21 protein-coding genes are annotated in these 25,838 nt (G+C 42.7%); 15 read left to right on the top strand and 6 right to left on the bottom strand.

Annotation, left to right across the window (positions count from 1 at the left end):
• Nucleotides 1-165 precede the first annotated feature (165 nt).
• Together FD724_RS31485 and FD724_RS31480 are read left to right on the top strand one after the other, a co-directional pair.
• Nucleotides 166-735 (top strand): DUF6658 family protein, encoded by a 570-nt coding sequence (locus FD724_RS31485; RefSeq protein ID WP_179075344.1) that lies wholly within the window; start codon nucleotides 166-168, stop codon nucleotides 733-735.
• A gap of 100 nt (nucleotides 736-835) precedes the next feature.
• A complete protein-coding gene (locus tag FD724_RS31480; protein WP_179075343.1) occupies nucleotides 836-1,426 on the top strand; it encodes a hypothetical protein in 591 nt (196 codons plus the stop codon).
• Between the two features lie 192 nt (nucleotides 1,427-1,618).
• Here FD724_RS31480 and FD724_RS42190 read toward each other — a convergent pair whose 3' ends face one another.
• Nucleotides 1,619-1,798, bottom strand: a complete 180-nt coding sequence (locus tag FD724_RS42190) for a hypothetical protein (protein WP_372726537.1) — start codon at nucleotides 1,796-1,798, stop codon at nucleotides 1,619-1,621.
• Between the two features lie 330 nt (nucleotides 1,799-2,128).
• On the opposite strand from FD724_RS42190, the gene FD724_RS31470 reads away from it, so the two are divergent.
• The 4 genes from FD724_RS31470 to FD724_RS31455 all read left to right on the top strand — a co-directional run bounded on the left by FD724_RS31470 (nucleotide 2,129) and on the right by FD724_RS31455 (nucleotide 7,719).
• Nucleotides 2,129-3,664 carry an AAA-like domain-containing protein gene (locus tag FD724_RS31470; protein ID WP_179075342.1) on the top strand — a complete coding sequence of 512 codons (1,536 nt, stop codon included), beginning with the start codon at nucleotides 2,129-2,131 and terminating at the stop codon, nucleotides 3,662-3,664.
• Nucleotides 3,657-7,127, top strand: a complete 3,471-nt coding sequence (locus FD724_RS31465) for an AAA-like domain-containing protein (protein ID WP_179075341.1) — start codon at nucleotides 3,657-3,659, stop codon at nucleotides 7,125-7,127. Before FD724_RS31470 ends, FD724_RS31465 begins: the two co-directional genes overlap by 8 nt.
• Before the next feature lie 66 nt (nucleotides 7,128-7,193).
• Nucleotides 7,194-7,439 (top strand): hypothetical protein, encoded by a 246-nt coding sequence (locus tag FD724_RS31460; RefSeq protein ID WP_179075340.1) that lies wholly within the window; start codon nucleotides 7,194-7,196, stop codon nucleotides 7,437-7,439.
• 133 nt (nucleotides 7,440-7,572) lie between these two features.
• On the top strand, nucleotides 7,573-7,719 hold the full coding sequence (locus tag FD724_RS31455) for a hypothetical protein (RefSeq protein WP_179075339.1): 147 nt from the start codon (nucleotides 7,573-7,575) through the stop codon (nucleotides 7,717-7,719).
• 38 nt (nucleotides 7,720-7,757) lie between these two features.
• Here the strand turns inward: FD724_RS31455 and FD724_RS31450 are convergent, their stop codons facing one another.
• A complete protein-coding gene (locus tag FD724_RS31450; protein ID WP_179075338.1) occupies nucleotides 7,758-8,630 on the bottom strand; it encodes an S-methyl-5'-thioadenosine phosphorylase in 873 nt (290 codons plus the stop codon).
• A 595-nt stretch (nucleotides 8,631-9,225) separates the two neighbouring features.
• Here FD724_RS31450 and FD724_RS31445 point away from each other — a divergent pair.
• Nucleotides 9,226-10,350, top strand: a complete 1,125-nt coding sequence (locus tag FD724_RS31445) for a metallophosphoesterase (protein ID WP_179075337.1) — start codon at nucleotides 9,226-9,228, stop codon at nucleotides 10,348-10,350.
• A gap of 142 nt (nucleotides 10,351-10,492) precedes the next feature.
• On the opposite strand, the gene FD724_RS31440 is transcribed toward FD724_RS31445, so the two are convergent.
• Nucleotides 10,493-10,924 (bottom strand): nucleoside deaminase, encoded by a 432-nt coding sequence (locus FD724_RS31440; RefSeq protein WP_114080326.1) that lies wholly within the window; start codon nucleotides 10,922-10,924, stop codon nucleotides 10,493-10,495.
• 16 nt (nucleotides 10,925-10,940) lie between these two features.
• Here FD724_RS31440 and FD724_RS31435 point away from each other — a divergent pair, with 16 nt between their 5' ends.
• Entirely contained in the window at nucleotides 10,941-11,864 is a 924-nt protein-coding gene (locus FD724_RS31435; protein ID WP_179075336.1) for a nucleoside hydrolase, read from the top strand.
• Nucleotides 11,865-12,072: 208 nt separating this feature from the next.
• Here FD724_RS31435 and FD724_RS31430 read toward each other — a convergent pair whose 3' ends face one another.
• The 3 genes from FD724_RS31430 to FD724_RS31420 all read right to left on the bottom strand — a co-directional run bounded on the left by FD724_RS31430 (nucleotide 12,073) and on the right by FD724_RS31420 (nucleotide 13,575).
• Nucleotides 12,073-12,408, bottom strand: a complete 336-nt coding sequence (locus FD724_RS31430) for a hypothetical protein (RefSeq protein ID WP_179075335.1) — start codon at nucleotides 12,406-12,408, stop codon at nucleotides 12,073-12,075.
• Between the two features lie 8 nt (nucleotides 12,409-12,416).
• Nucleotides 12,417-12,800, bottom strand: coding sequence for a hypothetical protein (locus FD724_RS31425; protein WP_179075334.1), 384 nt, complete (start codon nucleotides 12,798-12,800; stop codon nucleotides 12,417-12,419).
• 223 nt (nucleotides 12,801-13,023) lie between these two features.
• Nucleotides 13,024-13,575, bottom strand: a complete 552-nt coding sequence (locus FD724_RS31420) for an NUDIX hydrolase (protein ID WP_179075687.1) — start codon at nucleotides 13,573-13,575, stop codon at nucleotides 13,024-13,026.
• A 128-nt stretch (nucleotides 13,576-13,703) separates the two neighbouring features.
• Between FD724_RS31420 and FD724_RS31415 the strand changes: the two genes are divergently transcribed.
• The 7 genes from FD724_RS31415 to FD724_RS31385 all read left to right on the top strand — a co-directional run bounded on the left by FD724_RS31415 (nucleotide 13,704) and on the right by FD724_RS31385 (nucleotide 25,381).
• Nucleotides 13,704-14,756: a dipeptide epimerase gene (locus tag FD724_RS31415; RefSeq protein WP_179075333.1), complete on the top strand. Its 1,053-nt coding sequence runs from the start codon at nucleotides 13,704-13,706 to the stop codon at nucleotides 14,754-14,756.
• Nucleotides 14,740-15,786, top strand: coding sequence for a DUF1611 domain-containing protein (locus tag FD724_RS31410; RefSeq protein ID WP_179075332.1), 1,047 nt, complete (start codon nucleotides 14,740-14,742; stop codon nucleotides 15,784-15,786). The genes FD724_RS31415 and FD724_RS31410 overlap by 17 nt, the downstream gene beginning before the upstream one ends.
• 507 nt (nucleotides 15,787-16,293) lie before the next feature.
• Nucleotides 16,294-16,464 carry a photosystem II assembly protein Psb34 gene (gene psb34 / locus FD724_RS31405; RefSeq protein WP_114080334.1) on the top strand — a complete coding sequence of 57 codons (171 nt, stop codon included), beginning with the start codon at nucleotides 16,294-16,296 and terminating at the stop codon, nucleotides 16,462-16,464.
• Nucleotides 16,465-16,667: 203 nt separating this feature from the next.
• The gene (locus FD724_RS31400) at nucleotides 16,668-17,414 is read left to right on the top strand and encodes a Uma2 family endonuclease (RefSeq protein ID WP_179075331.1); all 747 of its coding nucleotides are present in this window, start codon (nucleotides 16,668-16,670) and stop codon (nucleotides 17,412-17,414) included.
• 382 nt (nucleotides 17,415-17,796) lie between these two features.
• Entirely contained in the window at nucleotides 17,797-19,431 is a 1,635-nt protein-coding gene (locus FD724_RS31395) for a M48 family metallopeptidase (RefSeq protein ID WP_179075330.1), read from the top strand.
• A gap of 80 nt (nucleotides 19,432-19,511) precedes the next feature.
• Complete coding sequence (locus FD724_RS31390) at nucleotides 19,512-20,294, top strand: COP23 domain-containing protein (RefSeq protein WP_179075329.1); 783 nt, start codon at nucleotides 19,512-19,514, stop codon at nucleotides 20,292-20,294.
• Nucleotides 20,295-21,136: 842 nt separating this feature from the next.
• Nucleotides 21,137-25,381 (top strand): phytase, encoded by a 4,245-nt coding sequence (locus FD724_RS31385; RefSeq protein WP_179075328.1) that lies wholly within the window; start codon nucleotides 21,137-21,139, stop codon nucleotides 25,379-25,381.
• The last annotated feature ends 457 nt before the right edge of the window (nucleotides 25,382-25,838 follow it).

Raw genomic sequence — 25,838 nt, 5'->3', positions numbered from 1 at the left:
CTAATTAAAATGTAGCCTGCGCTAGAGGTAAAGAGCCTTTTATTATTCATATCCTTGATAGAGGTTATCGAAACTGAGCGAACCAAAACAAGCACAATAACTTGCTGACCAATTCAATGATTCAGCAAACACTTAACTTATTAATATTTTGGTAAGGAGGACTACGTGAACGCTGTGAGAGTATTCTTGAAACAAATAAGATTGCGCCAGATATTAACTATCTTTTTAGCTGGACTATTGTTGATAGTTAGCACTGCTTGTAGTGGGGCAAATGCTCAAGGTGCAAATCCACAAAACCCTGCTGTGCAAGCTGGTGGAGCAAACAATCCTTATAAGAATGGTGGAGACAAGTATGGCAACTACAGAATGTCTACCGATCCGAAAATAGCAAACCCAAAAGCCAGTCAGGGACGCGACCAAGCTAGCTTACAACCAAGTTTGGAATTTTTGATTGCTACAGCAGATAGAGAATCTAAGATACTTTATCCTGGTGCTGAAACACCAGCAGGTCGAATCAATAAAGAAGCAGAGTTGCCACTCATCACAGATAAAGACTTCCGCCAGCCTGAACCCGGTGGTTTGATTCAGAATGAACCAAATGTTGGAGATCGGGTTCAAGATCGGCTTGAGACGGTAAAAGAGACTGTTGAAGAAGCTTCCGGCTTTTTGAAAAATAAGGCAGATGAAGCAAGTCGCAGACCTGAATTACAAAGAAATCCAGCAGTAGGCAGATAGAATCCTTATTTTATCTGAATCCTTGGAATGCAAAATTCATTCCGAATGCCATCTTGGTTGAAGTTTAACTTAGTCACAAAAATGCAAGGAGTTTAGCACTATGAAAAAAGCAATGAATTGGCTCAAAAGCATTCGTCCCTTAAAAGTTTTAACTGTTTTTTTGGCAGGAATATTCTTATTTCTGACACAAGCTTGTGGTGCCCCAGGAATAGCAACACAGCCACCACAGCCAGGTTCCCAAGCACCTAACGTCAAGCGATACGATCCTACAAAAGATTATCCTCTGAATTCTCCTGCTGGTGGGATGAATAACTTTAGTGATGTAGATCCCAGAGCGAGAGATGAAAAGGCAGCTAATGACAGAGCTGATGCACTGGCCAAAAATGCTCAAAGAAATATTGACCAGAAATCAGTTGACAGCCCAAGGCAGTATGGTGAAAATTACAAACAAGGTACACCCCTTGGTGAAAGAGTGAAGAACTTGGGTGAAGATATCGGCAGTTCAGCTGAAGAAGTTCGCAAAGGTGTTGTTAAGGGAACTCAGCGAGGAATTGAAAATATCAAGGGAAATACCCAGAATGCTGCCGAAGATGTGACAACAAATGTTCAGCGTGGGGCTGAGGATGCTGGTAGAAATGTTCGGCGTACAGCTGATGATGCAGGCAATGCAGTGAAGAGAGCGGTTGATTGAAATTAGTCATTTAATTCTCGTAAAAATTTGAAAGCGCCCACAGACTTATAGTCTGGTGCTACTAAAACAAAGCCTGCATAGACAGGCTTTGTTTTGGTTTGAGGTGGGGTTTAATTCCCTTAAACTTTATTAATAGATATCTCTAGAAATTAAATATGCGTTATCCAAAACCCTTGTAGAGACGTAGCATTGCTATGTCTCTACATTATTTTTAATATCTCTAATGAGTCTTTTAGCTCCGTTAATGAGCCTTTGAACTCCGTTAACGAGTATTTGAACTCCGTTAATGAGTCTTTGAACTCCGTTAATGAGTCTTTGAACTCCGTTAATGAGTCTTTGAACTCCATTAACGAGTGTTTGAACTCCGTTAATGAGTCTTTTAGCTCCGTTAATGAGTCTTTGAACTCCGTTAATGAGTGTTTGAACTCCGTCGTCGAGTCTTTTAGCTCTGTTAACGAGCCTTTGAACTCCGTGAGCGATTTTTTTATGCTGTAGGTAATTGCCTGCAACTGCGCTGTAGTAGAGTGTAACTAATTGATAGCGCTGTGAATAAAATCCTAATTTGTTCCGCTAATCCTCAAAATAGGGAAAAAATGCCCTTGGATGACAAAGCACAGAATTACCCAACTTCTGTACAAAATTGACACGCAATTAGATAAGCTTTTCCACTCAAAAAGCTGAAGGAAGACAAGGTTAATAGTAATGTTAAACTCACAGGCTAAACGCATCTTCATCAGCTACAAGCGTAATGCTAGCCCCGATGAACCAGTAGCGGTGCAAGTCTTCCAGGCGCTATCGCAGCAGCACAAAGTCTTCATCGACCAAACCATGTCTGTTGGTACACGCTGGGCTGAATGTATTGAAGCAGAAATTCGCCAAGCTGATTTTTTGATTACTTTTCTTTCTGCTTTGTCAACTAGCAGCGAGATGGTGGTGGCAGAAATAGAGACAGCACACCACTTGGCAAAATCACAATCAGGACGACCGATAATTCTCCCGGTGCGTCTGGCGTATCAAGAACCGTTCCTGTATCCCTTGAGTGCTTACTTAAATGGGATTAACTGGGCGTTCTGGAAAGATGCAGAAGATACGCCGCGACTAATTGCAGAGTTGTTACAGGCTCTCTCTGGCGGTGCATTGGCTATCAGTGAAGAAAAATCAAAAGCAGACTTACTCCAGATAAGTCAGCCATCACTCCTACCCCATCCCTTTCCTTCAGCACAACCTGTCTCCCTGGAAATGCCGGAAGGAACAATGGAATCGCAATCTGCTTTTTACGTGGAACGCTCATCTGATGCACTTACCTTAGAGACTATTGAGCGGCAGGGTGTGACAATTACAATTAAAGGCCCCCGGCAAATGGGCAAAAGTTCGCTGTTAATCCGCACAATTAATACTGCTGTGAATGCAGGGAAGCGGGTTGCTTTGCTGGATTTCCAATTGTTTGACAAAGCCGCCTTAACTAATGCTGACCTTTTCTTTCACCAGTTCTGTACTTGGTTAACCGATGAACTGGAAATGACTGACAAAGTTGATGAGTATTGGAATATGCCTTTGGGCAATAGTCAGCGTTGTACTCGCTATGTTGGGCGCTATTTGCTTAAGGAGTTTGGCAACCCCATTGTCTTAGCGATGGATGAAGTTGAAAGGGTTTTTGATACTGATTTTCGCTCTGATTTCTTTGGAATGCTGCGAAGTTGGCACAATAGCCGCGCCACTAATCCCATCTGGAAGCAACTAGATTTAGCGCTGGTTACTTCCACGGAACCCTACCAGCTAATTGATAATCTCAACCAATCCCCTTTTAATGTTGGGCTAGTAATTGATTTAGAAGATTTTACAGCAGCACAGGTTGCTGATTTAAACCGCCGTCATGGTTCACCCTTTAATGCCAGCGAAGAAAAGCAATTAATAGCGTTGCTAGGTGGACATCCTTACTTAGTAAGGCTTGCACTTTACTCAGTTGCTAGCGATCGCTTCCATCCTACCGAATTATTTGCCAGTGCGATCGCAGATAATGGCCCCTTTGGCAATCATCTGCGTAACCACCTTTTCCGGCTGCATAACAAACAGGAGTTGGTTCAGGGTATGTTCCAAATAATTCGCCAGAATACCTGTGAAGATGAACGCATCTTTTTCCGCTTGCGGGGTGCAGGTTTAGTGCGCCGGGAAGGGCGTGTAGTGTTTCCGCGTTGTCAACTTTACACCGATTATTTCCGGGAGCATCTTCGTGGCTAATCCAAGCATTTACACAGTTGGCGGGACGGTACAAGCTGGCGGTGGTATTTACATTCCCCGCCAAGCCGATGAAGAATTACTCGGTTTATGTCAGTCAGCAATATTTTCCTATGTCCTCACACCTCGCCAAATGGGTAAATCTAGCCTGATGGTACGCACGGCGCAAACACTAACAGACGAGGGAATTCGCTCAGTAATTGTTGACCTTCAAGAATTGGGGGCAAATGTCACAGCCGAACAGTGGTATTTTGGCTTTTTGGTTAAGCTAGATGACCAACTCATGTTTGATACAGATGTGGTGAGTTGGTGGCAACAACACGAGCATTTAGGAGTATCGCAACGGCTAACGCTGTTTTTTGAGCAGGTTTTGCTGGCTGAGGTTGAGGGGCAAGTTGTGATTTTTGTGGATGAAATTGACTCTACCCTTAGCTTAGATTTTACTGATGATTTTTATACAGCGATTCGCTATCTCTACGTTGCCCGTGCGACTAATCCTGAGTTTCACCGTCTCTCTTTTGTCTTAATGGGGGTAGCGACTCCCGGCGATTTAATCCGGGATGCCAAGCGCACGCCGTTTAATATCGGACAACGGGTAGATTTAACTGATTTTACCTTTGAGGAAGCCTTACCCTTGGCTGATGGTTTGGGACTATCCGCCCAGGAGGCAAAGCAGGTATTACCGTGGGTGCTGAAGTGGACGGGGGGGCATCCATATTTATCACAGCGTTTGTGCGGTGCTTTATTAGCAGAGAGTAAGGGGGAACGCGAAAAGAGGAAAGGTGAATCTCTTTCTCTTGGGGAAGCGGATATAAATCAGATAGTTAGCAAGACGTTCTTTGGCGTGATGAGTGAGCAAGATAATAACTTGCAGTTTGTGCGGGATATGTTGACTAAACGCGCGCCTCATGGTTTAGAGAAGGAGGTGTTGTCTATTTACCGCGACATCCGCCGTGGTAAGCGCAAGGTTGTTGATGAGGAGCAGTCTTTAGCCAAATCTCACCTGAAGTTGTCTGGTGCAGTGCGTCGAGAAGGAAACGCTTTAGCTGTCCGCAATCCCATTTATCGGCAGGTGTTTGATCAGCGCTGGATTCAGGAACACTTTCCAGAAAATCTCTGGCAGCGTCTCCAGCCTGCTTTGCCTTTAATTGCTACCCTGTCCCTATTTTCCCTGGCAATGGCAGGATTGACGTGGTACGCTTTTGACCGCACCCATGAGGCAGAAAAACAGAAAGAAAATGCCGATATTATCGCCAAAGCTTTAACAACAGACAGTATGCAAGCTTCCGATTTAAATATTGAAGCGTTAATAGAGGGTTTGAAGATCGGGCAACAAGTGAAGAAATTAGGCAAAGATGTAGATCCAGAAACTCGAATGCGGGCGATCGCGACCCTACAAAAGTCATTTTACAGCATCAGAGAACACAACCGACTGGAAGGGTATAGCAGTCCTGTCACAAGCGTGGCATTCAGCCCCGATGGCAAAACCATCGCCTCTGGCAGTGCTGACAAGACAGTCCGCTTGTGGAATTTAGCCGGGCAAGAGTTGAAAACCCTCAAAGGGCATAGCAGTTATGTCACAAGCGTGGCATTCAGCCCCGATGGCAAAACCATCGCCTCTGGCAGTGCTGACAAGACAGTCCGCTTGTGGAATTTAGCCGGGCAAGAGTTGAAAACCCTCAAAGGGCATAGCAGTTCTGTCACAAGCGTGGCATTCAGCCCCGATGGCAAAACCATCGCCTCTGGCAGTGCTGACAAGACAGTCCGCTTGTGGAATTTAGCCGGGCAAGAGTTGAAAACCCTCAAAGGGCATAGCAGTTCTGTCACAAGCGTGGCATTCAGCCCCGATGGCAAAACCATCGCCTCTGGCAGTGCTGACAAGACAGTCCGCTTGTGGAATTTAGCCGGGCAAGAGTTGAAAACCCTCAAAGGGCATAGCAGTTCTGTCACAAGCGTGGCATTCAGCCCCGATGGCAAAACCATCGCCTCTGGCAGTGCTGACAAGACAGTCCGCTTGTGGAATTTAGCCGGGCAAGAGTTGAAAACCCTCAAAGGGCATAGCAGTTCTGTCACAAGCGTGGCATTCAGCCCCGATGGCAAAACCATCGCCTCTGGCAGTGAAGACAACACAATCAAATTGTGGAATTTAGATTTAGAAAATCTCCTCACCTTGGGGTGCGAGTGGCTACAAGATTATTTGCGCTTCCATCCAGAGAGTTTAGAAGAACTAGAGCCATGTCAAACACCAACTCTGTTGTTAGCAGCAGCAGACTCTTTTGTTACCCAAGGGGAAAAATTAGCTCAGGCTGGTGATTTTGAGCGGGCTATAGAAAAATTCAAAAAAGCCAATTCCTGGAAACCCAAATTAGTACTTAACCCAGAGATAAAAGCAGCACCCGCCTATGTTGCTCAAGGTGAAGAAAAAGCAAGAGATGGTGATATTCCGGGTGCGGTGGCAAAGTTCAAACAAGCACAACAACTTGACTCAAAAATTGATCTGGAACCAGATACAAAAGGGTTGCAAAATAATCCAGAAGCTGTTGCCAAAAAGCTTGTAACCCCAGTTTTAGTACAGCAAGGACAGGAACTCGCAAACAATGGTGATTTTCCGGGTGCAGTGGCAAAGTTCAAACAAGCACAGCAACTTGACTCGAAAATTGACTTTGAACCAGATACAAAAGGGTTGCAAAATAATCCAGAAGCTGTTGCCAAAAAGCTTGCAACCCCAGTTTTAGTACAGCAAGGACAGGAACTCGCAAACAATGGTGATTTTCCGGGTGCAGTGGCAAAGTTCAAACAAGCACAGCAACTTGACTCGAAAATTGACTTTGAACCAGATACAAAAGGGTTGCAAAATAATCCAGAAGCTGTTGCCAAAAAGCTTGCAACCCCAGTTTTAGTACAGCAAGGACAGGAACTCGCAAACAATGGTGATTTTCCGGGTGCAGTGGCAAAGTTCAAACAAGCACAGCAACTTGACTCAAAAATTGACCTGGAACCAGATACAGAAGGGTTGCAAAATAATCCAGAAGTTGTTGCCAAAAAGCTTGTAGGAGAAGCTCTTGTTGCTCAAGGTGCAGAACTTTTAAAGCAGGGTGATGTTAAACAAGCAATCAAGAAATACGCAGAGATTGAAAAGGTGCAACCAACACCACAAATCCTTGCCGATTCTTGGAATAGCCTCTGTTGGGAAGGTAGCCTGCATAACCATGCTGCTGATGTAATGTTCGCTTGTGAAAAAGGCGTTATCCTTGCACCCAAAGATACCATGATTCAAGATAGCCGTGGTTTGGCTAGGGCGCTAACTGGCAATACCAAAGGCGCAGTTGAAGATTTTGAAGCATATATTAAATCAACTGATAATGATGTTCAGGGTAAAGCACAACGCCAAAGCTGGGTTAATGCTCTAAATGCAGGCAAAAATCCGTTTACACCAGAGGAGTTGAAGAAGTTGCGGGGCGAGTAGTTGGGAAGGGGTAAGATTTACTGCAATGCCGAATAGCCCGTCGTAGCGATGCTGTAATTTGAGGAAGTGCGATCGCCTGTACGATTTTATGATGATGGTGCGATAAATCTACCAGACACCACGAACAAGCAAAGCTTTATAACGAAATTCATGCGTTTGTTGATGAAACTCATGAGTTTGTTGATGAAACGCATGAGTTTGTTGATGAAACTCATGAGTTTGTTGATGAAACGCATGAGTTTGTTGATGAAACGCATGAGTTTGTTGATGAAACGCATGAGTTTACGTGTTATCACTTATATGATTTTATAATAATGGTACTTCACCGAAGAATCTGATAGTGCGTAGGCGTAGCCCTTCTCTACGAGAGGCTGCGCTCAGGAATCACCCGTTGTAGCGATCGCTTTTGCTCTAATATGGTTCGGTTAAGGTTTTTAATGAAATAATGAAAATTCTAGATCGCAATGATGTAATAAATCATCACAAAGACGCGATAAATCGCCGTCTCTACAATAATCAGTCCTTCGTAGAGATGGTGATAAATCGTGTCTCTAGCCTTAACCGAACAGTATTAGCTCTTGATGTAATCTGAGAAAATACGTCGTAGCGATCGCTAATTCATCACTAATATTACAAATACTTCTGCAACAATAACCCTAACTTTTCCTTCGTCGCGGCTGGTGCTTTATCCAACTGAGTCAAAATCGCATACTGCAACGCCGAATGCGCCTCACTCGGTGGGGGATTTTCACTCAAGCGCCGCACAGTTTCTTGAATCACCTTTTGAGCATTCACAGCATTCCGCAGCAAATTGCCAATTACCAATTCTACCGTCACACTGTCATGGTCTGGATGCCAACAATCATAATCTGTCACCAGCGCTAAAGTTGCATAAGCAATTTCTGCTTCCCTTGCCAACTTCGCCTCTGGTAAATTCGTCATCCCAATGATTGTGGCATCCCAACTGCGGTAAAGATTCGATTCTGCCTTAGTGGAAAAAGCTGGCCCTTCCATGCACACATAAGTACCGCCGCGATGGAGAGTAACTTCTGGTAAATTGAGAGATGCGATCGCATCTGCCAACACAGCAGCTAAATTCTTACAAATCGGATCGCCGAAGGCAATGTGAGCCACAATTCCCTCACCGAAAAACGTTGAAATCCGATTTTTTGTTCTGTCAATAAACTGATCTGGCACCACCATATCCAGTGGTTTCGCCTCTTCCTTCAAGGAACCCACAGCACTAGCTGAAATTAAATACTCCACACCTAATTGCTTCATCGCGTAGATATTAGCGCGAAACGGTAACTCAGAGGGTAACAGTGTATGATTACGGCCATGACGCGCTAAAAAAGCTACCCTTGTACCATCCAATGTTCCCAGAATCAAAGCATCAGATGGTGAACCAAAGGGGGTTTGGATATGCACTTCTTCAACATCTTTGAGCGCGTCCATTTTATACAGACCACTGCCACCAATAATCCCAATACTAGCTTGAGCCATGATTCTGAACCTGTTCCTTAGCGATCTGCTAAGTTATTTTACCGAAAAGGGGAGTAGCAGAGAAGCCAACAAAGAAAGCAATGTCTACGACAAGTGGTTCCTCAGCGCAGCCGTACCACTTCGTGGAAGCAAGCTACGCGCAGCTTCTCCGGCAGGAGAAGGGCTACGCTTACGGATTTCGTGCTGCTAGTACCATTTCTTTATGAGATTACGCCAAACCCTTTTAACTTCTTCTTTCTTTCTTCGTGTCCTTTGCGTCCTTTGCGGTTCGTTTTTCTTTCTTATACCTAAATATGGTTTAGCGCATCTTCATACAGAATCCGTATAACAATATTGAATTATTTGCGTGCAGATAGAAGCGATCGCCCAGTTACTTAATCGTTGATTATTAAATCTTTAAAATCAAATCTCCGATAGTTTTTGCAGATTAATGGTTATATTCAGCCTCGAAATTAATTGTCACCATAGCGTGTAATCTATGTTTAATGTATACAAATATTAAGTAGATGTACTCCTGAGCAGCGAAACAAAGCAAGCGTTATACTTTTGGGAAAAGGCTTATTTTAACCCCTGCTTTTAACATTTTCATAAATCAATGACTCTCAATTTTCGCTTTGCGGTAGTCAGCGACTTACACCTGGCACTTCCTCACACAATCTGGAATCATCCTAGCCGTTTTCATCTGGTAGAAGTCAGTATATCGGCGTTTCAAAGTGTACTGGAACATTTAATACAACTCGATTTAGATTTCTTATTGTTGCCAGGAGATTTAACCCAGCACGGCGAACCAGAGAACCACGCCTGGTTACAACAATGTTTAACCCAGCTACCTTTTCCCGTCTATGTTGTTCCTGGTAATCATGACGTTCCCGTGATGTTGGCCGATCAACAATCAATTGCTTTTGCGGATTTTCCCTACTATTACACAAAGTTTGGCTATAAAGATCCGCAGCAAATGTACTACATTCGTCAGTTACTCCCTGGAGTTAAGCTGATTGGACTGAATTCTAACTTCTTTAATGACCAGGGTGAGCAGGTGGGGTGTTTGGATGCCAAACAGCTACGGTGGTTAGAAGAGGTACTGGCGGCATCTGTTGATGAATTAGTTTTGGTGATGGTGCATCATAATGTGGTGGAACATTTGCCCAATCAAGCGAACCATCCACTGGCAAATCGCTATATGTTGTCCAATTCAGCAGAACTGTTGCAATTGCTAAAGCACTACGGAGTCAAGCTAGTATTTACGGGGCACTTGCACGTTCAGGATATTGCTTACTCAGATGGAGTATATGATATTACCACTGGTTCTTTAGTGAGTTATCCTCACCCTTATCGGGTGCTAGAGTTTCATCGGGATAACCAAGGTAAAGAATCGTTGCAAATTGTATCCCATCGGGTAGAGTCAGTACCTGATTTCCCCGACTTGCAACAGTCATCGCGGCAATGGATGGGCGATCGCTCTTTTCCCTTTTTAGTCAAGCTACTAACTCATTCTCCATTAAACTTACCACTATCACAGGCGAAAAGATTAGCTCCTAGTTTGCGAGACTTCTGGGCAACTATTGCCGATGGAGATGCAGTATTAGACTATCCCCAGTTTCCATTAGAAGTGCGTCGCTATATTGAGACTTATAGTGCATCAGCACAGTCCAACCCAGGCATGGCCACTGCTGGAACTCTTACACTGATTGATAATAACAGCACACTTTTGCTGCGTTAGGAGTGATGAGTATCCGTGTGAAGGTAACTTTTTTGTCTGAGTTGAATGCTTGGTAGTGAATTACCTTCTTCTCCTATCAAAAGAAAGTCACCTTGACAAGGCTACTCCCAATTCCCAATTCCCAATTCCCAATTCCCAATTCCTAATTCCCAATATCTTCATTCCAAAGTTCGGGATTCGTTTCAATAAACTCACTCATCATTTGTTCGCAATCGTCAAGATTAAGATCAATTACTTCCACACCGTGAGATACCATAAATTCTTTAGCACCAGGAAAAGTTTGGGATTCTCCGACGATGACTTTTTTAATACCAAATTGCACCACAGCCCCAGCGCACAAGTAACACGGCATTAAAGTTGAATAGAGTGTAGTACCTCTGTAGCTGCCAACTCTCCCAGCATTGCGGAGACAATCGATTTCCGCGTGCGTGACAGGATCGCCATCTTGCACACGTTTATTGTGTCCTCTGCCGAGAATTTTGCCATCTTTGACGAGAACTGAACCAATAGGAATTCCACCTTCTTGTCTGCCTTGTTTTGCTTCTTGAATTGCAGCTTCCATAAACTCATCCATATTAATATCTCCTTTTATGTCAAAACAACTTGTATTAATGGATCACGATGGCGGTGTAGATGACTATCTGGCAACTATGCTGCTTTTGACGATGGATCATATCGAACTTCTTGGTGTTGTCGTCACTCCAGCAGATTGCTACATTCAACCGGCTGTTAGCGCCACACGTAAAATTCTCGATTTGATGGGATTTTCTCATATCTCGGTTGCAGAAAGCACTGTGCGCGGCATCAATCCATTTCCTACTCTCTATCGCCGTGATTCCTTTATCGTTGATCATCTTCCCATTCTCAATCAAAGCGAAACCATTACTACGCCTCTAGTTGCCGAAACAGGTCAAGATTTCATGATTAAGGTGTTGCGCGAGGCATCAGACCCCGTAACGTTGATGGTAACTGGGCCGTTGACCACCGTTGCAGTAGCTTTAGACAAAGCACCGGATATTGAAGCCAAGATTCACAAAATTGTTTGGATGGGAGGTGCTTTGAATGTTGGTGGCAATGTAGAAAAAAGTTTAGAACCTGGACAAGATGGTTCTGCCGAATGGAATGTTTATTGGGACGCGGTTTCAGCAGCGCGGGTATGGCAAACCAAAATTGAAATTATTATGTGTCCTTTGGATTTAACTAATAATGTCCCAGTTACATCGGAGTTAGTATACAAAATGGGACGACAACGCCACTATCCCATCTCTGATTTAGCAGGACAATGTTATGCGCTAGTTATCCCCCAAGATTATTATTTTTGGGATGTGCTGGCGACAGCTTATCTGGGACACCCAGAATATTATCAATTGCGCGAATGGGAAACAGAAATTATCACCACTGGAGTCAGTCAGGGAAGGACTAAAGTAGTTTCTGGCGGGCGGAAAATTTATGCGATGGATAAAGTAGATAAAGAGGCTTTTTATGCTTATATTTTGCAGCAATGGGCAAGATAAAAAACTAAAAAATATAGGTGGCGTGGATACTCAAACTCGCTATCGAAAACTAAAGACCAAGCTCACAGGATACAGACAACCCCTGCAACTCAACCGACCATATTGAGGCATTCTGGTGCATAGACTTTTTGGGATAGAGTACTATTTAAAACAACACTTACGCGCCCCTACCGCCTATAGTTTTGCACAAGCCCTGTAAGACTGAGAGTTACTCATAGCGTAACTTTTTAGATTTAATCACCTCAATTACGTCATCGTGTCTTTGTCCCTCGATAATATCTTTGAGATGAATTTGCCCATTAATGTATTGAATGTGAATGCGCCAACCTGAGACTTTATCAATATCAGCACGATAAATTGCCTGCTTTACACCTTTTACTTTATGCAGCCTCGTTTTTGGAAATTTTCTTGTTCGGTGACACTCGTTATCTTCAAGCTCTGCCAAGGCTTCAAGAAAAGCAATTTTTAGCTCGTCATCTGGCAAAATCTTCATCGCTTGATAAATGATGCCGTATTCATCATACAGAGTAAGGGTTTGTGCCATAAACCAACTTACGAGATCCGGGCAGCTTCTCGGTCGTGGTGGAGTAATTCTTGATACAAGGACTCAGCCACACCTTTATACGCTTTATCGAGGTCATCGTGTTTGACCACTCGAAAAAGAGTAAAAATAACTTGCCCAAAAATTGGATCTTCGTCAACTGTCAAAATCACCCTTAGTTTCTGCGAAACCCTGAGTGTGTAGAGCGAAGATTCATAGCCATTAATATCTGACGGTAGGGGAAGACGACGCAACTTGCGATAAACGTCAGCTTTTTGAGTTGGGAAAAGGCTGGCGCAATTATTAATTTTTTGAACCGCTGCGGTTTTCTCGTCTTCACTCAACCTGCCAAGATCCTTTTCAAAGCTGCTTGTTGACTCAATTAGAACATCCACGTTACGAACCCGCCAATCTGAATTTAGCTATTGCTCTCTGTCCTTAGAATAGCAACAATGATATACGGAGTTTTTCTCCACATAATGTTTATAAGTACATTATATGGAAAGTTTATTAATATTATTATATGCTAAAATTCCCAAAAAAAATGCTGTAAAAGCTTCACAACACAATTTGTCTCAAGCGTTATTTTTACACAACAGAAGAGAAAGACAAGAATTATTAATAATTAATAAAAGTTAAACCTAAAAAGAGAGCCGCGACAGTTCCCGCCACAGAAATTTCTCCTTGAATAATTTTATCTAAAACTGATTCTATAGGAATAAAGACAATTTCAATCTCTTCTGTAATATCTAGTTGTTGCTCTCCAACTTTGCTCACATTCTCTGCTAGAAATAAATGTATTTTATTGGTATCTTTACTCGGCTTATCGTATAGAGTTCCGATTTTTCTAAATTCTTGGGCAATATAACCAGTTTCTTCTGTAAATTCTCTAATTGCTGCTACTTCTGCACTCTCTTTTGTCGGGTCAAAATTTCCTGCTGGCAGTTCCAAAAAAAATTCCCCTACGGCGTGTCTGTATTGCCGGACAAAAATTATCTCTTTATTACTAGTAAGAGGTAAAACCATCGCAACATCAGGCTTAATACTGACGAAATAATCATCTATAATTTTGCCATTGGGTAACTCTATTTCATCTTGCCTGACCCGACACCAATGATGATCTAAAACCATTTTTGATTTTAAAATCTTCCATTTTTTTAAGTTATTCATAAATAAAAATAATATATAAAATATTTGGTCATCAAGCAATGAATGTAAAAAAGTATAACAGATACATCAAATAATCTAAACTTTGAACTTACACTTGCTTTTGCAATAACATAATATGCAGAATAAGTATGCAAATAAATGTAAATTTATTTACTGTAAATAAAAGATTTCCGTTGACCATTAGTAGAGGTACAACGGCACAGACAACGAATGTATGGGTGAGAATTTCAGCCGATGGTATCGAAGGTTGGGGGGAAGCATCGCCATTCGGTGTGGGTAATCATCGGCAATCAACTGATACAATCAAAAATGCCCTACAGCAAGTTGTGCCACTGTTACAAACATTCAGCCCTTTACAACGACAGCAAATTGAGCAAGTTTTAATACAAAACCAGCTTCCTTCTGCTGCTAGAGCAGCCTTGGATATGGCAATGCACGACTGGTTAGGTAAGCGCGTAGGTTTACCTTTGTGGCAAATTTGGGGACTCGATCGCAATCAAATAGTCCCAACTTCAGTCACAATTGGGATTAATTCGCCTGAAGGTGCGATCGCAAGAGCGCGAGACTGGTTACAATTTACCGATGTTCGCCTTTTCAAGGTGAAGTTAGGCAGTCCAGATGGCATAGATGCAGATAAAAAAATGCTATTGGCAGTGCGAGAAGAAGCACCGGAACCAGAGCTTTTTGTTGATGCCAACGGGGGTTGGAGTTTAGAAGATGCGATCGCAATGTGCAATTGGCTAGCTGAATTGGGTATAAAGTATGTAGAACAGCCATTGCCACGGGGTCAGGAAAAAAGTTTAGCAAAACTCAAAGAACACTCTCCCCTACCCATCTTTGTTGATGAAAGTTGCTTCACAAGTTCTGATATTCCGGATTTGGCAAATTACGTGGATGGTATTAATATCAAACTGATGAAATCAGGGGGACTAACAGAAGCGATGCGAATGGTACATACAGCGCGAGCTTATGGGTTGCAAGTAATGTTCGGTTGCTATTCTGATAGTTCCCTAGCTAATACAGCAGCATTACAGCTAGCGCCACTAGCTGATTATTTAGATTTAGACAGTCACCTCAACTTAATCGATGATCCCTTTACGGGTGCATTGCTAAAAGAAGGTAGAGTTTTGCTAAACGATTTACCAGGTTTGGGGGTAAAACACAGTGCGTCTACCACTTAATCAACGAGTAGCTATCTTACTTCATGAGGGAACTACTGGAACTCACGGCAAAACCGGACTCGCAATTTTACGTTACAGCGAAGCACCAATTGTAGCCGTCATTGATCGCGAATGCGCTGGCAAATCTCTGACAGAATTAACAGGTATCAAGCGTGATGTTCCGATTGTGGCATCGGTAGCCGCAGCCCTAGAGTACAAGCCAGAAGTTTTAGTAATAGGCATTGCTCCAAGTGGTGGTGCTATCCCAGATGATTATTGGCTAGAAATCAAAGATGCTCTAGAAGCTGGGATGTCCTTGGTGAACGGTTTGCATACACCAATGGCAAATATACCCGACTTAAATGCACTGCTCAAACCAGGGCAACTAATTTGGGATGTCCGCAAAGAGCCGCCTAACATCGGTGTGGCTAGTGGAATAGCACGCACGCTTCCGTGTCGGCGGGTGTTGACAGTGGGAACCGATATGGCGATCGGTAAAATGTCAACTAGCCTACAGTTACATTGGGCATCAAAACTGCGGGGCTGGCGTTCTAAATTTCTCGCTACAGGTCAAACTGGGGTGATGTTAGAAGGAGATGGTGTGCCTTTAGATGCCGTGCGGGTAGATTTTGCTGCTGGTGCTGTGGAACAAGTAGTGATGCGCTACGGCAAAAACTATGACATTTTGCACATTGAAGGACAAGGTTCACTGCTACACCCTGGTTCAACAGCAACCCTACCCCTGATTCGTGGTTCCCAACCAACTCAAATGGTGTTAGTCCATCGGGCGGGACAAGTTCATGTCCGTAATCATCCCCATGTAATAATTCCACCTTTACTAGAGGTAATTCGTCTTTATGAAACCGTTGCTAGTGCAGGTGGCGCTTTCGCAAGTGTGCCTGTAGTGGGTATAGCGCTGAACACAGCACATTTAGATGAATCTGCGGCTGAGGAAAGTATCGCTCAAATAACAGCAGAAACCGGGCTACCTTGCACCGATGTAGTCCGCTTTGATGCCAATGTGCTTTTGGACGCAGTGATGAAGAATTAGATGGTTAGAGAGACGCGATAAATCGCCGTCTTTACAATAGACATTTGGCGAAAATGAACAGACGTTGCAATGCAACGTCTCTAAAAGGGTTTCAGGTAACGCATAATTAATTTCTGGAGATGTCTAATAAGTAAGTCCTTTGTAGAGACGGCGATTTATCGCGTCTCTTGCCTTAACTGAACCGTATTGTCTCTACTCTTTCAGGACTTACGCCAAAAATAGCCCAAACCGTTATTTTCCGGTAGGGGTAATTCATGAATTGCCCCTACCGCGTGTAGTTTTGCGTAAGTTCTATTTTTATACAATTTTGGATTTTAGATTTTGCAATTTAAAAAATTGCGTAATATATGGCATTTTCGGCGGCTGGGGTAGCTTCACCTCAGTTCCCTATGCCTGATAAGTTATTTTTATTAAAATAATCAGCCCTTTTTTGTCAAGTCCTCTTGACGTTTCGTAACAATCTTGTTAAATTTAGTTACATAAGTAAACAAAAGAAGAGAAAAAAATATGTACACCACTGTAAATGAAGACGGCATTCTCAATAACTACGCAGCTGAACCCAAGGTTTACTACGCCGAGTACCCAGCAATTTGGGAACAACGTAAATACGTTTTACAAAGTCTTTTTGCTACTTTAATTGTTACAACTTTAGTTTTAATTGGTTTTAGCGTTAGCTAAGATTTTCAATTTCGGTATCGCTGTATCTCATCGTCATTCGTACCTCTCTCTCTTACCCCGGTTAGTTTCGCCGGGGTTTTTTGTGTTTTACTGCTGTGCGTTGGCTTTGCCCACCGGAGGTATCGCATCTCAAACTGCGACGTTGTTGTAGAATACTTGCGATCGCTCGTAAAATAAAGACAAATCAATAAAAAGGGGTGTTTATGACAACCCAACTTGGTGAAGCTAAATCTTCAACAGAACTGATAATATCTTGGGAAGCGTTGCCCGCAGATTTTCAGTTAGAGGATGAACCAGTGGAAAATACAGGTCAGCCACTATTAGCTGGTGCTTTGCGCGAAAGCCTTGAGATAAGCGGTTTCATCCAACAGCAGATGTTGATAGCCTCGAATTTTGGACTTTGTGCAACGATAAACGGGCAATTTGTTGCTAAAGCACCCGACTGGGTTTATGTACCATCGGTAAATCAAGTTTTAGGAGAACGCAAAAGCTATACACCCAATTTAGATGGAGATATTCCGGCAATTGTGATGGAATTTCTATCTGACACTGAGGGTGGAGAATACTCTTTTAAGCGAACCTATCCACCAGGAAAATGGTTTTTTTATGAGCAGATTCTTCAAGTTCCAATTTATGTAATTTTTGACCCAAATGGCGGTTTGTTAGAATTTTACCAACTCGAAAACAGCCGCTACGAGTTAAAGCAACCTGATGAAAATGGTCGTCATTGGATTGATTCAATGGGTTTATTTCTGGGAACTTGGCAAGGAACAAAGGAAGCTAGAACTGGTTACTGGTTGCGCTGGTGGGATGAGACAGGTAATTTGTTGCTTTGGGCGGTGGAACAAATTGAACAGGAACGCCAGCGTACCGAACAGGAACGCCAGCAAAAAGAACGGCTAATTGCCTATTTACAATCTCAAGGTATTCACCCAAATAATCTGCAATAGCATATATAAGCCAATACAGTTCAGATATGAGCAAAACACTTGTAGAGACGGCTATTTATCGCGTCTCAAAACCCCAAAATTTTTGCCAGTAGCCCTTAAATGAACCGTATTGATATAAGCTAATCGTCATTCATTTTTCCAGACTGATTCGCTTGTAGTAAGGGCTTCAGCCCTGGTGTTATGCAACTTAAATGCTCATTAGCTTATAAGCAAAATTTTCAAGTATTTGAGTGACTCAGTTTAAGCAAATAAGTGCTGCGCCGCATCACCGAACAGTTCGCACTTGGGCATACTGCCTCACAAAAAATACATCACTATATGCGTATTTTTCTAATTGCTCATAAAATTTAAAAAAGAGCCTTTTGCATACGTGGCCCCAAGCATGAAACGAATCTGGAAGTCTTTACTACCAGCTTGGAAGTGGGTATTACTTTCAGCTGCTACATCAATTTTGATAATCCTAACGCAGGCAACTTCACCCCTTCTGGCACAAGAACCTGCTGCTTCTACCACTATTGAAACGACAAAGCCCAATTCAGAAACAACTAAAGTCCAAAAGTTACGGGAAGCGCTGCAACGTTCATCAACGCCAGAAGCACCAAAATCTACGCCTGAAGTTTCTGAACCGAAAAAGCCAGAGTCGCCACAGGAACCCCCACTCAGCCCGGAAGAACTCACCCGTCAGCTAAAATTTATAGAAGCGGATAAACTTTATTTGGCGGGACAAATCCCAGAGGCGGAAAAAATTTACCGCGAAGTTAAGCAGCCTTTTAGTAAAACATCAGATAATCAACAGCGTAAAGCTGCCATACTCGATCCCACGCAACTATCCCCAGGAGGTAAAGTCTACTGGCGAGAATCAGAGGCGGGCATAGCACAAAAGTTGCAAACAAAAACTTTAGTACCTCTGCAACTATTAGTTGAGCAATATCCTGAATTTATCCCTGGCCATATTCGATATGCTGAAGCGTTGAAACAATACGATCGCACTAATGAAGCATTAGATATATTAGAACGAGCTTCTTCGCTGTATCCAGATCAACCAGAATTAATTAAAGCTAGAGTTACAGCCCTAGCTGGCGAGAAAAAATGGATGGAAGCGTCTTTAGCAGCGCGTCAATTTGCTATTCTCAACCCGAAAAATCCCCAAGCGCCTGAGTTTACAAAACTAGCAGAAGAAAATCTGAACCGTTACAAATCTTATACACAAGGAGAAATTAGAGGCAATGTCATCGGTAATATTATTACAGGTGCTTTAGGTTATGCCGTTACTGGCAGTCTGCTTGGGCCATTTTCTGCCCTTGACTCTACCATCATGCTGCTACAAGGTGAACGAGCCATAGGTGAGTCGGTGGCAAAGCAGGCAAAAAAACAGCTGGGTGTAATTATAGACGAAGATATTTTGGCATACGTCAATGAAATTGGACAGAAATTGGCGAAGGTAGGAGGACGGGACGAGTTTAAATACGAATTCTTTGTGATTCCAGAGGAAAGCCTTAACGCCTTTGCATTACCTGGGGGTAAAATATTTATTAATGCAGGTGCGATCGCTAAAGCTAATTCCGAAGCAGAATTAGCTGGGTTAATGGGTCATGAATTATCCCATGTACTTTTATCCCACACTTTTCAATTAGTCAGCGAAGGCAACCTGATCTCTAACGTTACCCAATATCTACCTCTGGGCGGCACTATCGGTCAACTGTTTGCACTCAGTTACAGCCGCGACATGGAACGTCAGGCAGATAATCTCGGCACACGCCTAATTGTTGCCACTGGCTACGCTGCTGATGGCTTGCGTAACTTAATGGTGACGCTAGAAAAACAGCAAAAAAATGCTCCTCCTAGTTGGTTATCTTCGCACCCAGGCGGCAATGAGCGAGTTAGTTATTTAGAAAACCTCATTACCCGTAATAGCTACAACCGTTACACTTATGAAGGAGTGGAGCGTCATCTAGAAATTAAAGCACGGGTGAAAAAGCTACTCGAAGAGAAAAAAGCAAGAGAAGAAAAAAAATAACGTTTTTAATGAATCAAAATAGAGAATTATTCGTCACTTAAACTATCAATTCCCTACTTATTTCTACTGGAGGATGATTTATGTCATCACAAATACTGCGATTGATATCTTTGGGTAGTATTGGCTTATCTTTGTGTCTGGGCAATTCGGCAGCAATGGCACAATATGACTCTACTGGCGACGGTGTAGTAGTACCAACAGTCCCATCAGGTGGATCATCAGCACCAGTCCCAATAGACACATCAACAGGTATACCCCCTTCACCCTCATCTGACGGTACAACTCGGTTTACCTGCCAGAGTTACAACGGTCAGTATACCGTTATGTATCAGCCACAAAGTCAACCAGGACAATTCTTTCCTTGGGCAGCACCTGCGGCTTTGGGCGGTGGTTGGGATGCACAGAGACGTTGTGCAACAATTGCTAGTCGCTTAGAACTTTATCGTCCAGATGGTTTACAAGAACTCCAGACATCTGTAGAAAATAACGAAAATATTGTCTGCGTTACAACAGAAGCTAACCCAACCTGTAGAATTGTGCTGACAGTACCGCGTGGCAAAGATCCTGTTGTAATCCGCAATAGCATTTTTCAGAACTTGACTACTGCTGACAACGGACAGCAGACTATAGCCGTTAACACTTATGGCGATCGCAGTAGTGGAGGGAATGAATTATATAATTTAGGACGTACACTTCTAGGGAGTGGCAATAATCGGATTAGTTCATCTAGAAGTGGCATTAATCTAAAACCTTTCCTCGATCGCAAAGATGGCGGTACTGGAAACAATTTGCGGAATGGAGTAGCAGTTCGTCGTCAGTCTCAGCCTAACTCTGTTCGCTTAAAACCTGGTAATTTCCGCTAATGTTTGAATTACTCAACATATCAGAACAATTTCGCCAAAACTAAAAGATATCGTTTTTTCTGTCGCGGTAATCTTAAAATACAGATTTACATTATAAGGTGGGTAAACAGCCCACCTTATTTTATATTGGGTGAAATATCTATCATTAAGAGGATGTTTGAAAAGTCTTATTATTGGTATCAAAAATTTTAAATTCTCTAAGCTATCCGATAAATTTAACGGTGGTTAAGGTGAATTTAAAAGTACCTCAAGTCACAGTGAAACAATTTTCAAACAACTTGAAACTTAATTAGAGAAAGATATATACAGGATCAGATGTAGGTTGGGTTTCGTTCCTCAATCCAACCTAATTAAGTGAGCGTAAATAATTATCGTTGGGATAAAGCAATAGGCAATCTTGCTACAGTCAATAGGTATAAGGGTTTTAGCCTAGTTCTTTTTTATTGGGATATATGACTGAGAATAATTGCTGTGGAAAAAACATCTCTAAACCTACAATTGTTTTTATCTTAACCTTTTGCTAGCTGTTTCTTAATCTGAACAGTATACTTTGAGATTGCCCAATTGAAAACTCATACAAAAAACTGTGTATTTGTCTTCTAACAATCTCTAATAACAGTGATTTAGAAGGCATATCTTATATTGTCTATGTTGATATTGCGAACTCTCTAAACTGCAAAGACGCACTTCGCAGTTAACGGTATTTTACTGGCAATATAAATGACATCTACACTCCAAAATTTCCATATTTTTGCAGTGATGTGATTGAGCGACTTCGTTCTGTGGTTGCCCCAGATAAACATTAATCTTCTCAAAACTTGAATCTACCCCAGCACTAAATTATGGTAATTAATAATACAATCCGCTTTTCCCAATTCAATGCTTCTCTAAACCGCAGCACTCAAGGTCAATTAGCGACCGATTTGTCAACCCCCAATAATGCTCAGGCAAAAGCTGTTGCAGAAATTATCCAGCGTAACAACCCAGATGTGCTGCTAATTAATGAGTTTGACTACTCCCAAGAGGCAGTTAAACTATTCCAGCAAAATTATTTAGCCATAAGTCAAAACGGTACGACTCCTGTTGACTACCCCTACTTCTATATCGCTCCCTCCAACACAGGTATTGCCTCTGACTTTGACTTAAACAACAATGGCACAGTAGTTACAACCCCAGGCACATCAGGATATGGCGATGATGCCTTTGGCTTTGGTGATTTTCCTGGTCAATACGGGATGTTGCTGTTATCCAAATATCCCATCGACACTGCCAACGTCCGCACCTTCCAAAACTTCCTCTGGAAGGATATGCCTAATGCCTTGCTTCCCGATGATCCCAATACACCAGGGCCAAATGATTGGTATTCTCAGGAGGAACTATCAGTTCTACGCCTCTCCTCTAAAAGCCACTGGGATGTACCCATCCAAGTAAACGGCGAGACAATTCATGTCCTCGCTAGCCACCCCACACCCCCAACCTTTGATGGTGCGGAAGACCGCAACGGTAAGCGCAACCACGACGAGATCCGCTTTTGGGCAGACTATATTACTCCTGGTAAAAGTAATTATATCTACGATGATGAGGGAAAAACGGGCGGGATTGCTTCTGGTTCAAGCTTTGTGATTGTGGGCGATCAAAATGCAGATCCGTTAGATGGTGATAGTTTTGACAACGCTATTCGCCAACTGTTGCAAAATCCCAATATCAATACTAATGTCATCCCTACCAGTCTTGGTGGTGTCCAACAAGCAGACTTGCAAGGTGGTGCAAATGCTGGCCAAAAAGGTAATCCTAGCTTTGATACCGCCGACTTTGCTGATACGGCTCCCGGAAACCTGCGTACTGATTACGTGCTACCCTCCACTGACCTGACAATTACCAATTCAAGAGTATTTTGGCCTCTAAATACTGACCCAACATTCTCCCCAGTTGGTACTTTTCCATTCCCCAGTTCTGACCATCGCTTGGTGTTCACAGATGTGCAAACTAAACCAACTCAAGCAGGTAAAACCATTCCCAATGTAGGTTTTGAAAGGCAGACTACCTTCGTTACTGGCTTTATTCCTACTGGTGCGGCCGGAACTGTCAACAGCATACCAACTCCAGTGGGAGGATTATCTGGTGTCACCTACGATGCTGTTAACAACCGCTACTATGCAATCTCAGACGATCGCTCTCAAGTTGCCTCTGCCCGTTTTTATACCTTCACTACTGCCGATTCTGGGGTGACTTTTACTAACGTCACACCACTGAAAGATAGCAATAGTAATTTCTTTGCAATCAACAGCCTTGACCCAGAAGGTATTGCTTTAACTAACAATGGGACTGTTTTCATCTCTTCGGAAGGCGAAGTAAATCCTAGTGTTGGTCGTGTTACTAATCCCTTTATTAAAGAATTTTCCCTAACCACTGGGCAAGAAGTGCGATCACTACTTATCCCGACAAAATTTCTACCAGTAGTTGAAGATACCAACAACAATGGTATTGTCGATGCAGGTGACACGCAGACATCAGGTGTTTACAATAACTTAGCCTTTGAAAGCCTCACCATCACACCCGACCAGAAAACCTTATTCACCGCCACTGAAAACGCACTGTCCCAAGATGGATTAAAAGCTTCACTCACCAGTGGTAGCCCATCCCGAATTCTGCAATACAATCTGGTTACTGGACAACCAGAAAAAGAATACCTTTACATTACTGATGCCATTCCCGAAGCACCTAACCCAAGCACAGGCTCTGCTGACAATGGTTTGGCAGATTTGCTAGCAATAGATAATCGTGGTACTTTCCTGGCGTTGGAACGCTCCTTTGCCCAAGGTGTAGGCAACACCATCAAAATCTACGAAGTTTCTTTGCAAGGTGCAACTGACATCAGTTTCTACGATTCTCTCAATAATTTGAGTGCGGAACAACTAGCAGCTATTAAACCCGCTCAAAAACGTCTGCTGTTGAATTTAACCGATCTGAATTTACCTACCGATGCCAATCACCCGATTACAGGAGTGGATAATATAGAAGGTCTTGCCTTCGGTTCTAAACTAGCAGATGGTCGTCAATCCATTGTGCTGGTGAGTGACAACAACTTTGGTAGCACCCAATATACCCAAATTCTCACCTTGGGTGCAGACTTGGTTCCAACTGCTGCACCTACAGTAGAAACTCGTCCCGATTTATTGGACGATGAAGATCCAGCATTACCTGCTGTAGATCAGAATGCCGATGCTGACGATCCTGCAATCTATGTTAATGCCACAAACTCTGCCGATAGTCTAGTACTAACCTCAGTCAAAAATGCTGGACTGCGAGTTTATGATTTGTCTGGTAATTTGTTGCAAACAGTCAATCCTGGTGGCATTCGCTACAATAACATTGACCTGCAATACGGTTTCAAATTAGGTAGTGAATCTATCGATATTGCCGTAGCTAGCGATCGCAACAATGATAAACTAGCAATCTTCAAAATTAACCCCAACCCCAGTAACCCTGGTCAATATCTGGAAAATATCACCGATAGCAATATTGGTACTATCTTCCAAGCATCACCTTTTGAACCTCCTTATTCTGCATCAACTCGCAGTTCTTACGGACTTACCTTGTACCGTAGCCCCGTAACTAATGATTACTATGTCTTTACCAGTCGCCGCCAAACTGGAGATATAGCTCAGTTCAAATTGATTGACAAAGGTAATGGCCAAATTGGAGCAGAACTGGTGCGGGAGTTCACCATACCCTCACCCACCACAGCAGGGCGTTCTCCCCAAACAGAGGGTATGGTGGTTGACCAAGAAACCGGCTTTCTTTACATAGCCCAAGAAGATGTGGGCATCTGGAAATTCCAAGCAGAACCGGACGGTAGCACAACAGGCAAATTAATTGATCGCGTTCGTTTTGAGGGTGGTTCTCACCTTACTGACGACGCAGAAGGGTTGACCATCTACTACGGCAAAAACGGCACAGGCTACTTGCTAGCATCCAGCCAAGGCGATAGCACCTTTGTTGCCTACACTCGTGAAGGTAATAACGAATACGTGGGTAACTTTGCTATTGGTAACAATGGGTCAATTGACAGCGTACAAGAGTCAGACGGTGCAGATGTGATTAACGTGCCACTGGGGCCTAACTTCCCATTTGGTTTATTTGTCACTCAAGATGGTTCCAATGAACCTGCCAAAACCATTGATGGCGAAAACGTCAACTCTAACTTTAAGCTGGTGCCTTGGGAAAATATCGCCAATGCCTTCCCCGATTCTTTAAATATCGACACCACTAGTTACGATCCCCGTAATCCTGTTGCCCAAATACCTACTTTTCCGAACGGTTTTGGTTCTAGCAATAGCGATACTGTCAATCTTGAGCCAGGACAATTCTTTAGTGCAGGTGATGGGGCAGACTTTGTAGAAGGTGCTGAAGGTAACACAATCCTGGCTGGAAACGGAGATGACACAGTGCTTGCAGGGAATAACTCTTCAGTTTCCGGGGAAGATGGTAGCGATCGCATATTTATTGGTCAAAATGGCCCAGTTCAAAATACCAGTGCTGATGGTGGCAGTGGTGATGATGTTATTACCGTAGTAGAAGCCAGTGGTAGTAATAATTTGTTTGGAGCAGCAGGTGATGATACTCTCACAGTAATTGAAGGTTCTCGTCAATCATTATTCGGTGGTTCAGGTAACGACACTCTCACGAGTAACGGTAGCAATAACCGTCTCTACGGTGGTTCTGGAGATGACAAACTCTTTTCTAATGCCAGTGATTCGCTATTTGGTGGCGATGGTGATGATGTCCTATTTGCTGGTCAACAGGGTGGCGATCGCTTAACTGGTGGTACTGGTGCTGACCAATTTTGGATTGCTAACGCCAGTTTGCCAACTAGCAAGAACATTGTGACTGATTTTACAGTTGGCATTGATAAAATTGGGCTTGGCGGTATTGGTGTTACTCAGTTTAGTGCCCTGACACTATTACAACAGGGTAGTGACACCTTAGTGAAAACCGGAAATACAGAGTTGGCTTCATTGTTGGGAATTACATCAAATATTCTCACAGCAAATGACTTCGTTTTCTCTGCCAGTATTGTGGCTTAAATTGTTCACCTGGCGTGATTGTTACAGCTTCATTACACAACTAAAGTGAATGAAGCTGTACTCAATTTTTATTGCAAAAGCATCTAAATATAAGGGTTATAAAGAAATTATTATCTGACGAAAGTGACAAACGATGAATCATGTCAGTGTATAAAAAATAATTTTTCACATCATTAAAAATATGCAGGAAATTGTTGTTGCATATTAGGTACAAGATTGCAATACAAGATTTCTTAACCAGCCCACAATTTTTTCACAACTTTTACTATGTATGTTAATTAATATGCAATTGCATTGTTAATTTTGATACTTAAATGCTCTGGTGATATGTCAATTGTAGTGGTAGTTGACATTTAATAGTTCAGACTCAACAAGCTGACAAGTTAATTACATATTTGCAGCCTAAAACTATTAGTTTTTCCTCACCATATTACTTTTTTGATTGCACTAGAGCGAA

Source organism: Nostoc sp. C057 (assembly GCF_013393925.1).
Lineage (GTDB): Bacteria > Cyanobacteriota > Cyanobacteriia > Cyanobacteriales > Nostocaceae > Nostoc > Nostoc muscorum_A.
This window is presented reverse-complemented; position numbering and strand designations above follow the sequence as displayed.